Origin of the sequence: Microcoleus sp. S13_B4 (assembly GCF_036700885.1) — a bacterium.
In the GTDB taxonomy this organism is placed as follows: domain Bacteria; phylum Cyanobacteriota; class Cyanobacteriia; order Cyanobacteriales; family Microcoleaceae; genus Microcoleus.
Map to the genome: position 1 here is coordinate 20043 of NZ_JAUBPU010000063.1, position 14498 is coordinate 34540.

Consider the following 14498-nt stretch of genomic DNA (forward strand, 5'->3'; position numbering starts at 1 on the left):
TTAATATCCTGATTGAAGCAACGCTCCAGAGAGCAAATCTGTTAGTTGGAGTGTAACAGCCCACTGGTTTAAGTAAGCGAGATCGACTCGTTCCCCTTGCACCTTCAAAACTCCCAACACATCCCTCCACTGCTTCTGGGAACCGCCAGGAATTAGTTTGTACCAACTGAGTTTTTGTAGGACGATATCTTCGGGCGAGTAGATGTAAATTCCCTCTTCTTGTAAGCCGCTAACAGGGTAAAGCTGACGGCGGCTCATCACCGAAGCCGAAAAAGGGTCATCGCTGCTCATCACAAAAATGTCTGCTTTCTCCATAGAAGGCAAATAGATGACATTGAACGATGATTCGCGGGGTGCTGTTCTTGACTTGGTAATCGCTTCAGTCACAGCCGAGTCGCTGATGTAAAACTCGCCTGACATGGCATCAATTAGTCTCTGTGCTGTTTGCGCTTCTAGGTCAATCACTAAGTCCAAGTCTTGCGTAGATCTGTTTTCTCCCAACAGCGAACTTGCCACCGAACCTCCCACCACATAGGGAATATTTAGCGGTAGCAAGATACTGGCTATTTTTTGCGCTAATTCGATCGGATCTGCAATCACGAGTTCACCCCAATCTTTACTGTCTGATAAAACTTCTATCCACTCAGCCCCCAAACACCTTTTAATAAATTCTTGCCGAACTTTTGCCTCAGTAGCATTGGGATACTGGTTCTCTATTCCCAATATTGCCAACCTTCGCACCGCTTGATTGAAAGCGCAAGTCCGTTGTACTTTTTGTTGGGGCGTTAACTGTCGCAATAGCTGAAACATCAGCACGTCAGCTTCAATGCTGGTATCGATAGATTGTGGCTTGTATCCTGATTTGACTGTGACTGTTGGCATTGGTGGCATAATGCAATCTTGCTCCCAGGCAGAGATTTCAAAATTATATTACAGAATCCCTGTTTTTCAGACCGCTTTATAAAAATAATATTTTTCCTTAATTATAATGAAATTTTAACCATGAAAAGACTTGCTATAATGATGTCCAAAGCAAAGGCAATAGGTACCAGCGCTACTAACCAGGTGGCAAGATTTAGACGTTGTAAGGTTTAATTATCCAACGACCAATTCTGATTAAGACTTTTTTAAACAACTGTTCGGGAGAAAGATGAAGATATGGACTTAAATCAAACGTCTGGAAATCGCCGATGGCGAGGGCGACTAATAAAAGCTGGAGGGGGTATTCTACTAATCTTTGGCACAGGTTTAAGCGTTTTTACCTGGAAACTCTTCTCGCCACCTTCTGTTGACCGACTACCACTTCCCAAAACTTTGGTTTCTTTAGAATCAGCCGAAGGACAACAGCTATTGAACCAGAGCAAGAGCAAACAGGATTTTCAACCGCTGAGCACCCACATTGAAACTCAAAAACGTCCAGCATATTGTGGTGTGGCTAGCAGTGTGACGGTTCTGAATGCACTCGGCAGCAAAAGACAGGGATATCGCACCCTAACCCAAGACACCTTTTTTGACGGTCAAACCCAGAACATCCGTTCTTCTTATGCCGTCACTTTTTCGGGGATGACTCTTGATGAATTAGCCGCCTTACTGAGAAGTCACAACGTCAAAGTTGAGGTCTACTATGCGTCGGAGACAACACTTAACCAATTTCGCGCTCAAGCTAAAGCCAACCTTAGCCGTTCCGGCGATTATATAATCGTGAACTACCAACGCTCTGTTTTGGATCAGGGTAAAAGCGGGCATATTTCTCCCCTTGCTGCCTATCACGAGCAAAGCGATCGGTTTCTGATTGAAGACGTAGCCAGTTATAAATATCCGCCTGTATGGGCTTCTACAGAGAATCTTTGGAAAGCGATGAATACTACTGATTCATTTTCCAAAAAGACACGCGGCTATCTCGTTGTGCGTCAGTAAGATAGAGAATTAGAGATTGCCTAGTGGGGTGTGAGCAAAAGTAATTGAAGCATTATTCTATCTTTGATTTAAACTTTATCAGTTTTAAGTTGACTCAACGGCACTAAAGTTGTTAAAAAAGCGAACTGCTGTTTTTTCGAGAGTTGGATTAAGTTCATTCACATCACCAGCAATGGATATCTCCAAGTCCTTAAAGTAATTTTCCGCTATCGAAGCAACCCAGCTTCCCTCACCCTTGTAGTAATCAAGACCTCCGCAAAAGCTTTTTACGATTTACCAGTATGACTTTATAACTTTCAACAGCAAATCTTACTCTAAGCCAAAGTTTAACTATTTAAACACGCTATAGCTATCAACACCCGAGCTGCCATCGCCCGAACTAAACTTGCTGATTCGGGCGAGCGCTACGTTAAGAAATCCCCGCCTACTGATGCAGTAATGCAGTATTTGCGGCAAACTTTGTGGTATCGGGTCGAGTATACACCAAGCATGAAAATAGAGGGACACGGGCAGGCCAAGATATTCACGCAAGAGGAAATCGAACTCTTGTTCAACGAAGGTTTGCAAACCGATCGCGATCGCGCCCTCTTTGGAATTTGTCTGTACACCGCCTGCCGCATTGCCGAAGCGTGCAGCTTGAAAGTCATCGATGTTTTCACCCCGGCGAATGCCATCCGCTCCGAAATGATTATCCGTAAAGGCAACACTAAAGGTAAGCTCGGCACCCGCACTATCCCGATCATTCAAGAGTTGAGGCTGCTGTTAGAAACCTACTCACATCCCTCACACCCCTACCTATTCCCCAGCCGCCACCTCAATCACCGCTGGAAGCACGCGAACCCAGAAGCCGCCTCTCACCTATTCCAAGAAGCCTGCGAAAAAGTTGGCATCATCGGCGCTTCCATTCACAGCCTCAGAAGGTCAGCACTCACTCAGATGAGCAACGCGGTTATTCCAGTGCGGATTATTTAAGAAATCAGCGACCACCGCAACGCCAGAACAGTTGCAGAAATACTTAGAGGTTAGGGCACAACAAGTCAGAGGAGCGATCTCTTCACTTTCCATGCTTTCTAACACTGGAAAACGCTCGTTACCCCGTTGGCAGCGGTCTGCTAGTTTATGACGATCGCCCCCAACCGCTGCAATCGCTCCATCTGCGCCTACCAGTGCAGTAATGCAGCAAGTTTTACCGACTCCACTGTCGGGTCAGATATACACCACATGGATCACCCCAACGGTCACATGAAGTATAGGTGGGTTGTGAGCTCGGTTTGCTTTCTCGATCGCTTGATAAAGAGTTTGTGATTGAGAAAATTGGCGTTAATTCAGATCGAACCGATCAGTATTTGTGATATGACTGAAATATAAAAAGTTTGCAAGCTAACTCCACGATGAGGTTATGAAGCAATGAATGTTAACAGCGCCGCTCAACTTCTGCAAACAGGCTTTCGCACAGCACTAGGAGCAAGCAGCGCGATCGCGGAACTCCTCCATAACCCACAAAAATTAGTAGACATCCTCGCCAAACCGCCAGGCTCGCCAGAACAACTACTCCAAGACCTTGCTGCCAGAGGCGAAAGCATAGAACAAGAAGCACATAAATTTGGTGAAACATTTTTATCGGGCGGCAGTAACCCTTCAAAACCTCCGCAATACATTGAACGAGCTAACGAGCAATGTTTTCTACAACCCTACGATATCAAAGGTACAAACCTCTATGGATTTGTGCTAGAAAGTTCTTTGCACCAACTACAGGGTTTGTGCGACAAATACCTCAATAATTTAGCCAGCCCACAAGTCGAGTACCGGCCAGCCACAAACTATATCATACTAACCTTTGGGACTATAGAGTCCCTTGCTTCTAGAGACAAGCCCGACCGAGATCGGGGTTATATTGACGAGCAGGAAGTTGTGATTTGGATGTTGACGATGGTCGGGAAACAATGCGGCCCAGTCTTTAAAATAGACCGTTTTGCTTGGTTCGTCCCCTACATATTTGTCAGCAATTCACCGGCTTTAGTTTCAGGTCGCGAGGTATACGGCATCCCGAAGGAGATTGGAAGCTTCAACATTCCCCCAATAGATCGGTTGCAAGAGCCGTTCAGTTTGCACACTTATACGTGGAAAACTTTAACGGCTCAAACAGAAGCAAAATGGGAACAGTTAATCAGAGTATCGTCCAAGAATGTAGAGAGCAAAAACCAATTACCAAAAATTTGGGCGAGTTATTCCGAAGCAGTAACTAACATCACGCAGTTACTTTTCGCGAACGACGGCATCATTGAAGTTCCCGGCTTGTGGCTGCCGCTGAATCTGTTAGAATACTTACTCAATGCAGAAATTCCTGTCGTCATGCTCAAGCAGTTTCGCGATGAAGAAAACGGGAAACAAGCTTGCTATCAAGCTATCGTAGAAATTCCCATGAAAGTGTCAAAATTTCACGCAGGCCAACTCCTAAGTTTTGATTCTTTGGGTTCTCAGTTCGAGGTGACAATCTACGATTTTGCCAGCCACCCCATCGTCAAAGAACTGGGGCTTTATAAAGGTAGCCTACAAACAGAACAATCAGTAAACATACAACCCAAGCTTGCTTTCTGGCTCAACTTTGATTTCACAGTCGAAAACGGTACTACGGTTTGGAAAGCGCATTCTTAGGCTACACTTTTTATGAGTTAGCTTGTTAAAAAGTGGACAATAACTTACCATTATTGCATAACAGCACTGGCTCGCCACCTCCATTTTGAAAGATATACTTTTGAAAGTAGATAATCTACTGAATAAACACATGGCTTCAGCACCCAAACTCAAAAAAATTGCCATCTTGGGAGGGGGAGTAGCCTCCCTAACTACTGCTTTTGAACTCACCAGCCAGCCGGGATGGAATACCCTCTACGATATTACCGTGTACCAACAGGGCTGGCGTCTGGGAGGTAAGGGTGCATCAGGACGCAATGTGGAGCCGAACCCCCCCTACCACGAACCTACCTACCGCATTGAAGAACATGGATTGCACATTTTTTTTGGATTCTACGAGAATGCTTTTCGATTGATGAAGCAGTGCTACGACGAATTAGGAGAAGATGGCCCATTTTTGAGCATAGAAGATGCCTTCAAGCCTCACAGTCTCATAGTTCTCGAAGAATATATTAACGGTCGCTGGGTTCAGTGGCCGTTCAACTTTCCCACGAATAAATTGCTTCCTTGGGAAGGAGGGGGCTATTTCTCGATGTGGGAGCATATCTGCTCCCTGCTCAAATTGATGCACGATGGATTTGAAGGTTCAAGCTCTTTAAAATCTCAGTGTTCAGTTAACAGATTCTCCAGTAATCAGCAAATCCCGAACTGGTTAGAACTTCTTGCCAAACAGATAGATATTGGCGGGGAAACTCTTAAACTAACCTCAGAGATTGCACCGCTTCACCTTCCCGACCAACTGGTGCAGTTACTTCTCAAAGAACCAGCCCGCTGGTGTCAGTGGTTGGAAAATGCGATGAAACAGATAGGAACTACCTTAGACACTATTGATTTAACATCAGAAGGAACATTTCTCGATTTGGCCTACAAGTTAGCCAAATCCATGCCGGACGATACCCGTACTCATCGCCCCGAACACCACAGAATCATTCTTAAGCTTTTAGAGCAATTTATGCAGCGGTTGAGAAGCTCTATCGAAGCAGAAATTGAGCAAGATGACGATACATTTCGGATTATAGTTTTATTAGATTTAGCATTTGCCAACATTCGGGGATTATTTGTAGATGAAGTGATTTATTCTGGTTCTTTAGAATCCTTAGACGAGTATGACTATAGAAAGTGGCTGCAAAAACACGGGGCTGGGGAAACCAGCATCAATTCAGCATTTATCCGCGTTTTGTATGACCTTGTTTATGCCTTTCCAGGGGGGAACGTTCATCAGCCCAGACTAGCAGCAGGCACAGCAATCCGTATCCTAACAACCGTAATTTTCCAGTACAACGGGGCGATTATGTGGAAAATGCAAGCTGGTATGGGAGATACGGTTTTCGCCCCGCTTTATAAAGTGCTGAAACGTCGGGGTGTCAAATTTGAGTTTTTCCACCGCGTGAAACAGTTGCACCTTGACGATTCGCAGCAGTCGATCGCTAGCATTTCTTTGGGACGCCAGGTTAATCTCAAAGAACCAGCTCGGGAATACGAGCCGCTGATTAAAGTTAAGAGGCTCCTCTGCTGGCCGAGCAAACCCCGCTACGAGCAAATTGTAGAAGGTGAAGAACTCCAGCAACAGCAGGTAAATTTGGAGTCTTTTTGGAGTCCCTGGCAAGATAAGGAAACCCCAGTCACTCTCAATGTTGGAGAAGATTTTGACTTGGTAATTCTCGGCATTTCTCTAGGAGCTTTACCCTTTATCTGCGGCGATTTGATTAATGCTGAAAAAAATCCTGCTCATCAAAAATGGGCTAATATGGTGAATCAAATCGAAACAGTTCCAACTCAAGGCGGACAGTTGTGGCTTAAATCTAATTTACAGCAGTTGGGGTGGAGGGGGGGCAGTCCTGTGGTCGGTTCTTATGTAGAACCCCTCGATACTTATGCCGATATGAGTGATTTGATCCAGCGCGAAAATTGGTCTTCTGAACATTATCCCTACAATCTTGCTTATTTTACAGGCGTAATAGCAGACTCAGGAATTCCTCCTAGCAGCGATCGCGATTTCCCCAAAAGGGAACAGGAGAAAGTGGAACAACAGGCGATCAACTTCCTCGAAAACCAAATCGGCAACCTGTGGCCTAAAGCCACCACTCCAGAAAATCCTCAAGGGTTAAATTGGGATTTGCTTGTCGATCTAAAAAACCAGCAGGGACAGAAACGTTTCTATTCCCAATATTGGCGAGTCAACATCGATCCTTCAGAGCGTTACGTGCTTTCTGTTCCCGGAAGTACAAAATATCGGCTCAAAACCGATGGATCAGGCTTCGCTAACCTCTACTTGACGGGCGACTGGATCGACAACGGTTACAATTCCGGCTGTGTCGAAGCAACCGTTATGTCAGCTATGCAGGCTGCCCGTGCTATTTTAAAACAAATTTTTGAGATTGAGTATGCAAAACAAATTATCGGTGAGAGGGATGCTTGGTTCTGACACCTGTGCCAGGGTGCAGCAGCAATGAATTTACAGCGCTCGAAGCGAAAAAAAAGCTAACACCTAAACGGAATAATATCTTTAATTCCCGAGCTATACGAACGACAGAAAAGAGATTGCGATCGGCAAAACTCGGGTCAGAAGTACGTTGTTGCCCTTGTGCGCTCTTTGAGGGCCCCCGCCCAACAACGTACTTCTCCAGACTCTGCGGGGGCGAGATCCTCCGCAACTGTCCGCAGTATTGCCCGATGTAGTGAATAATTTAAACAGGGCTTACCTCGAACAGCATAAGGCTCTGCCTTTTGTAGGGGCAAGTCCCCTCTGGTTGCCCCCTGCCTGCGGTGATGTTGCGTAAATTCTGTTAAAGCTACTATAAACGAATTATTAATCACCAAAAAATATGCTAAAACTTCCGGGATACACAAATTTTCAAAAAATTAATGAAGGCGTTAAAACAGTTGTTTATCGGGGGCTGAAGCTTCAGAACCAACAGCCTGTTATTGTTAAGCTACTAAGTTCTAAGTATCCACATCCTATTGATGTTGCTAATTTAAAGTATCAATATGAAATCGCAAAAAACTTAAACATCCCAGGAGTTGTTAAGTGCTTGGCGCTGGAAAGATACCAAAACAGCTTTGCCTTAATTATGGAAGATTTTGGCGCTCAATCTTTAAATTACATCCTTCCTTCTCTCAAGAACGATTTTATCGGCTTTCTCCGAATAGCAATTCAGTTAGCGGAAACTTTAGGGCAACTCCACAAACAGCAGATCGTTCATAAAGATATTAAGCCACCAAATATTATTGTCCATACTGCAACTTGGGTGGTTAAAATTATAGATTTTAGCATTTCTTCTCGCCTGGGCAGAGAAAACCAAACAATTAACAATCCTAATTGTCTGGAAGGCACGCTAGCCTATATATCCCCAGAGCAAACGGGTCGGATGAATCGGTCGATTGACTATCGTACCGACTTTTACTCTTTGGGTGCAACCTTTTATGAAATGCTGACAGGTTCCCTACCTTTTGCAGCTACTGACCCAATGGAATTGGTTCACTGCCATTTAGCAAAGCAACCAGTTCCGCCGATTCAGTTAAATCCAGAAATTCCCCAAGCAATTTCTGACATCACGCTCAAATTATTAGCCAAAACAGCAGAAGAGCGGTATCAAACTGCTGAGGGATTAAAAGCCGATCTAGAAAATTGCCTAACTCAGCTACAGGAATTCGGCACAATTTCACCATTCATTGTAGGGTCTAAAGATTTATCCGGTCAACTGCTGATCCCGCAGAAACTCTACGGCAGGGAAGAAGAGGTAGCTGTATTAATGGAAGCCTTTGAACGAACCAGCCTCGGCACAACCGAAATGATGCTGGTCAGCGGTTATTCGGGAATTGGTAAATCTTGCTTAGTGAATGAAGTTCACAAACCTGTTGCAGCCAAGCGGGGGTATTTTATTGCTGGTAAATTTGACCAGTTTAAGCGCAATATTCCTTACGCTTCGCTGATTCAAGCTTTCCAGTCACTCTTGCGACAGCTATTAACAGAAGATTCTGAAAAATTAGCTGTTTGGAAAGAGAAGATTTTAACGGCCCTGAGTCAAAATGGTTCTCTAATTATTAATGTTATTCCCGAACTTGAACTGATTGTCGGTCATCAGCCAGAAGTACCACAACTGAGTTCCTATGAATCCCAAAACCGCTTTAATCGCGTTTTTCAACAGTTCTTCAAAGTCTTTTGTCAACCCGAACACCCCCTCGTTCTTTTCCTAGACGACTTGCAGTGGGCTGATTCAGCATCCCTCAAATTAATCCAACTGCTGATGAGCGATCGCGACAGCCAATATCTGTTAACGATCGGAGCTTATCGGGATAACGAAGTCAATCCAGCTCATCCCTTGATTCAGACATTAGAAAAGATTCGAGAAAGTGGGGCTGCCATCAATAATATTACTGTTAAACCTTTACAGCTAAACCATGTCAGGCAGCTAATTGCAGATACGCTCAACGAATCTCCCGAAGCTAGCCGTATAAAATCTTTCTCAGAACTGCTTTTCAATAAAACCCAAGGCAATCCCTTTTTCTTGACTCAACTGCTGAAAGTGCTAGATTCCGAACAACTGCTAACTTACGACACTTTTATTGGTATTTGGCAGTGGGAGATCGAACTTATTCAAACCATTGGTATTGCGAATTGCAATATCGTTGAACTGATAGCAAAGAATATTCTAAAGCTACCAGCATCAACGCAAAAAGTCTTAAAATTGGCGGCTTGCATCGGCAGCACTTTTAATTTAAGCGTTTTGGCAATTGTGAATGAAGAGTCAGAATCAGTTACTGCTTCTGGTCTGTGGCCGGCACTTCAGTCGGGTTTAATTTTGCCTCTAAGTGGAAACTACAAAATCCCGCTAGTTTTTCAACAGGAGGAACTAAGCGAACTTATTCTCAGCGATTCCAGGGTAGACTATAAGTTTTTGCACGATCGCGTGCAGCAAGCCGCTTATTCTTTGATTACCGAATCCGATCGAAAATCGACTCACCTGAGCATTGGCAAACTTTTGCTGCAAAATACCAGCCCTGAAGACAGAAAAGAAAATATCTTTGCTCTGGTCAATCAACTTAATTTTAGCACTGACTTAATAGTTGGGCAAGTAGAAAAAGATGAACTAGCTTTCCTAAATCTAATTGCCGGTCAGAAAGCAAAAGCAGCGACAGCTTACGAAGCGGCTGCCAGGTATCTAAATATTGGTTTGGAACTCCTTGCTGCTAATAGCTGGCAGAGTCAGTATGAATTGACTCTCAACATCCATGTAGAAGCAGTAGAAACAGAATTTTTAAATACCAATTTCAAGCACTCTGAACTACTAGCTGACGCTGTTTTAAAAGAGGCAAAAACCCTACTCGATAAGGTGAAAGTATACGAACTAAAAATTCAATCTTATGTCGCTCAGAACCAGCTCATTAAAGCTATTGATACGGGTTGGGAAATATTGGAAATGCTCGGGGTTTCTCCCAAATTGCTAGTAGCCGGGAATGCCTCAGTAAAATTGCCTTCGCTGACAGATTTGGAAAATGTTCCAGAAATGAACGCTCCTGATAAGCTGGCGGCGATGCGGCTGCTGATGACTATCTCAGCTCCCGCTTCTATTGCCAAGCCTGAGATGGTTTTGCAGATTGTATTGACTCAAATTAATCTATGCCTTGAAAACGGTCATTCAGCGCTAGCAGCTTACGCTTACAGCATTTATGGCTTGCTCCTATGTGCAGCACTTGGAGATTTAGAGGCAGGATATTATTCCGGTCAGATAGCTTTGAAGCTGTTAGAGCAATTTAATGCTAAAGAACTCACAGCTAAAGTGTACACTCTGTTTAACGTTACTATCAGACATTGGAAAGAACACGCTAGGGAAACAATAGATGCTTTGCAATTCGGGGTTCAAAGCGGTCTGGATACTGGAGATGTAGAATATGCTGGCTATTGTGCTTTGAACTCTTGCGCTCATATATTTTTAATTGGCAACTACCTAGAATCTGTAGAGTCGCGCCAAGCTCATTATCTCGATTTACTGCTGAAACTCAAACAAGAATTTGGCATTTACTACGTTAAGATATGGAGGCAGCTAGTTTTGAATCTTTTCCGACCTACTGCTGACAAATGTTGCTTAATTGGCGAGAGTTTTGATGAAGTAGAAATGCTGCCGATCTTAGAAACAGCAAATAACCAGATATCCCTTTTTGCTGCCTATCTTGCTAAAGCAATTCTCTCTTACTTATTTAAAGAGTTTGCTGCTGCCATTGAAAATGCTTCAATCGCTGAAAAATATAAAGCATCAGCACCCGGACACATGACGGTTGCCGTTCACAATTTCTACTATTCGCTAGCTCTTCTGGCTCAGTATCCCGATGTACGAGCTCCGGCTGAATCTGGGAGGGAGAGCGAGCAACAAGAAGCTCTGGCTATTGTGGAGTTGAATCAAGAAAAAATGAAGGGTTGGGCTTACCATGCTCCGGCTAATTATCAGCATAAATACGAGCTGGTTGAGGCAGAAATAGCGCGGGTGAAAGGGCAAAACTGGGAAGCGATGGAGTATTACGATCTCGCTATCGCGGGAGCTAAAAAACAGGGGTACGTTCAGGAGGAAGCTTTAGCTTACGAACTGGCGGCTGAATTTTATTTAGGGGCTTCAAGAGAGGAGATCGGTCAGACTTACATGGCATCAGCATACTACGGCTACGCTCGGTGGGGAGCGAAGACTAAGGTTGCAGATTTGGAGTCAAGATATCCTCCGCTTCTTTCTCTGATATCTGCTGCTAATAACGCCAGCTTTGAGAGAACTACCTCTACAGAAACTACAACATTTACACATAATACAATCGGTAATTCTTTCCTTGATTTAGCCACAGTAATGAAGGCTTCGCAAGTTTTAGCGAGCGAAGTTGTTTTGAGTAAATTGCTAGAAAAATTGCTAAAAATTCTGATGGAGAACGCTGGCGCCCAAAGCGGTTTTTTAATTTTAGCAAAAAATGGCGACTTGTTAATAGAAGCGTCTGGTTCTGTTGAACGAGATCGGATAATAGTACAGCAGTCGCTTCCAATCGCTTTCAGTCAGGATTTGCCATTGTCTCTAATAAATTATGTAGTCCGAACGAAAAGAGATGTTGTTTTAGATGATGCCGGGAGGGATGAACTATTCAAAAATGATATTTACATTGTCAAAAACAATACTAAGTCTATTTTATGTACGCCTATTATTAATCAAGGTACTTTAATTGCTGTGCTTTATTTAGAAAATAATATGGCAGTGGGTGTTTTCACAGCAGAAAGGCAGGAAGTTTTAAAGCTTCTTTCTACTCAAGCTGCAATTTCTTTAGAAAACGCTTTTCTCTATAAAAACTTGTCGGCAGCTAATGAAAAATTGCAGGAGTACAGCCAGACTTTAGAGGCGAAAGTGCAAGATAGAACGCGGGAAGTTACAGAAAAAAATGCGCTCCTACAGCAGGAAATTAGCGAGCGAATCTCTACTGAATCAGCTTTGAGGCAGTCAGAAGTGCAGTTAAAAGAACAAGCAGTTCAGCTAGAAAATGCTCTGATAGAATTGCAGCAGACTCAGGCTCAAATGATTCAAACTGAAAAAATGTCAAGTTTGGGACAGCTAGTTGCTGGAATTGCTCATGAAATTAACAATCCGATTAATTTCATTTATGGCAATCTTACTCACGCAACTGAATATATGCAATATTTGCTGCAAATAATCAATGTTTACCAGCGGACATACCCGATTCTTACTCCTGAATTGGTAGCAATAACAGAGGAAATTGAACTGGATTTCCTCAAACAAGACTTGCTGCAAATTCTGAAGTCGATGAATGTTGGAGCCGAGCGCATCCGCAATATTGTGATAGGTTTGCGGAATTTTTCGCGCCTTGCAGAGAGCGAGATGAAGCGGGTTGACATTCACGAAGGGATTGAGAGCACGCTGCTGATTTTGCAGCACCGCCTGAACTCAGCGGTAAAGCTGGGGGATGGAGATGATAGCGGCGAGCCGGTCGGCCTTGCGAGCAGAGAAATCCAAGTTGTTAAAGAATACGGGAACCTGCCTTTAGTCGAGTGTTCTGCTGGAGAACTCAATCAGGTGTTTATGAATATTCTATGCAATGCGATCGATGCGCTGGTACTGTTGGACAACCAACAGTGTCCAACGCCTGCGATTTGGATTCGCACAGAGGTAAAAGGCAATAGCGCGATCGTCTCAATTGCAGACAACGGACTTGGAATGAGTGAATCAGTCCGCGTTAGGGTATTCGATCCCTTTTTTACAACTAAGCCTGTAGGTTCGGGGACTGGTCTGGGCTTGTCTGTTTCGCACTCAATTATCGTACAAAAGCACGGCGGTTCGCTAACGTGCATTTCAGCACCGATGCGGGGAGCTGAATTTGTTTTGGAGATTCCGCTATCACAGGGTATATAGACGTTATGCTAGTACATAATTTAGTTGAGTTTTGAGTCCAATTTGGATATAGAACAGTAACAGCAGGTTGTCAACCACTTTTAGAAGTGCATCAACCTATTTAGTATCATTAATCCTACTACTTTTGTTAAGCTAATGGCTCCGATAAATGTGACCTTTGCACCTTTACTGCGTTAGCAGGGTCAGCTAATTTATGACGCTCGCCCTCAGCCACCTCGTTAAGAAATACCCCCGACGGATGCAGTAATGCAGTATTTGCGGCAAACTTTGGAGCATCGGGTCGAGTATACACCAAGCATGAAAATAGAACGGCACGGGCAAGCAAAAATCCTAACGCAGGAGGAAATCGAACTGCTGTTCAACAAAGGTTTGCAAACCTCACGCGATCGCACCCTTTTCGGAGTTTGTCTCTACACCGCCTGCCGTATTGCCGAAGCTTGTTCCCTGGAAGTCATCGATATTTACACTGGCAGAGGTACAGTCCGACCTACAATCAACTTCCGCAAGGGCAACACCAAAGGCCAACTCCAAACCAGAACGATTCCCGTCATTGAAGATTTGCGAAGTCTCCTGACATCTTGGAAACCCAACGCGGGTCAGACTTATTTATTCCCCGGCCGCCACCCTTCGCACCACTGGAAGCACTTGCACCCCGACTCAGCCGACAAGGTTTTGAGAGAAGCGTTCGAGCGGACCGGCATCGAGGGAGCCTCCACCCACAGTTTTAGGAGAACGGCCCTCACCCAGATGAGCAACGCCGGAATTCCGCTGCGGATCATTCAAGAAATCAGCGGCCACAGCAACCTCGAACAGTTGCAGAAATACTTAGAAGTGAAGCCAGATCAAGTGCGAGGTGCGATCGCAAGTCTTTCCATGCTTTCCTACACCGGAAAAGACACATTTCCCGGTGTAGAGCATGAATTGCCTGCTGTGCCGTTACCGAGGGAGCAACTGTCACAAGCCCAATTCGACGCGACTGAAGAAATTCCCGACTGGTGATCGGCTGACTGTAAAAAAAAGGGATGCTCCAGCAGCATCTGCTGGCTAGGAGGTGCTATACCATCCGTTTAACGGCTCTCATACTGTTTCAGAGGAGGAGTGTCCAAAGCCGGATGATTGGTTTACGCCATCATCTCCAACCGAGACTTGAACACTCTCGTTACGCCGTCCAAGTTCTTTAAAGGCTAAAAGCCCATAAAACAAAAACTCCTACATCAGAGGAGCTTTTGTTTGTATATTTTCGCTCGGCAGTGACGGGGCAAATATCTGCGCCACCTGGGCATTTAAAAAGCGAGCTTGGGAGGGAATCTCTGTGGTGGCAGTGCGTCTAGCGACAGAGCGGGAAAAAACTATAAGAGCGTAAAAAAAACCCTGAAGACTGCAGAGAATTAAGTCATCATCATCACCATGTGGAAATAGAGGTCAAGCCCTCGGTCTATTAGTACGCCTCAGCTTCATCCCTCTCAGGACTTCCACTTAACGCCTATCAACGGG

Annotated in this window: 7 protein-coding genes; 6 read left to right on the forward strand and 1 reads right to left on the reverse strand. The window is 44.4% G+C overall.

The window, feature by feature from the left end; genetic code table 11:
- Positions 1-891: a hypothetical protein gene (locus QT994_RS23230; RefSeq protein ID WP_333178697.1), complete on the reverse strand. Its 891-nt coding sequence runs from the start codon at positions 889-891 to the stop codon at positions 1-3.
- Positions 892-1158: 267 nt separating this feature from the next.
- Between QT994_RS23230 and QT994_RS23235 the strand changes: the two genes are divergently transcribed.
- The 6 genes from QT994_RS23235 (at position 1159) to QT994_RS23260 (ending at position 14003) form a co-directional block, all read left to right on the forward strand.
- Positions 1159-1917 (forward strand): phytochelatin synthase family protein, encoded by a 759-nt coding sequence (locus QT994_RS23235; protein ID WP_333178699.1) that lies wholly within the window; start codon positions 1159-1161, stop codon positions 1915-1917.
- A gap of 489 nt (positions 1918-2406) precedes the next feature.
- Positions 2407-2889: a site-specific integrase gene (locus tag QT994_RS23240; protein WP_333178702.1), complete on the forward strand. Its 483-nt coding sequence runs from the start codon at positions 2407-2409 to the stop codon at positions 2887-2889.
- A gap of 435 nt (positions 2890-3324) precedes the next feature.
- Positions 3325-4572 (forward strand): hypothetical protein, encoded by a 1248-nt coding sequence (locus QT994_RS23245; RefSeq protein WP_333178705.1) that lies wholly within the window; start codon positions 3325-3327, stop codon positions 4570-4572.
- A gap of 130 nt (positions 4573-4702) precedes the next feature.
- The gene (locus QT994_RS23250; RefSeq protein ID WP_333178708.1) at positions 4703-7036 is read left to right on the forward strand and encodes an NAD(P)-binding protein; all 2334 of its coding nucleotides are present in this window, start codon (positions 4703-4705) and stop codon (positions 7034-7036) included.
- A gap of 400 nt (positions 7037-7436) precedes the next feature.
- A complete protein-coding gene (locus QT994_RS23255; RefSeq protein ID WP_333178710.1) occupies positions 7437-13004 on the forward strand; it encodes an AAA family ATPase in 5568 nt (1855 codons plus the stop codon).
- A 297-nt stretch (positions 13005-13301) separates the two neighbouring features.
- Positions 13302-14003: a tyrosine-type recombinase/integrase gene (locus QT994_RS23260; RefSeq protein ID WP_333178713.1), complete on the forward strand. Its 702-nt coding sequence runs from the start codon at positions 13302-13304 to the stop codon at positions 14001-14003.
- Positions 14004-14498: the final 495 nt, after the last annotated feature.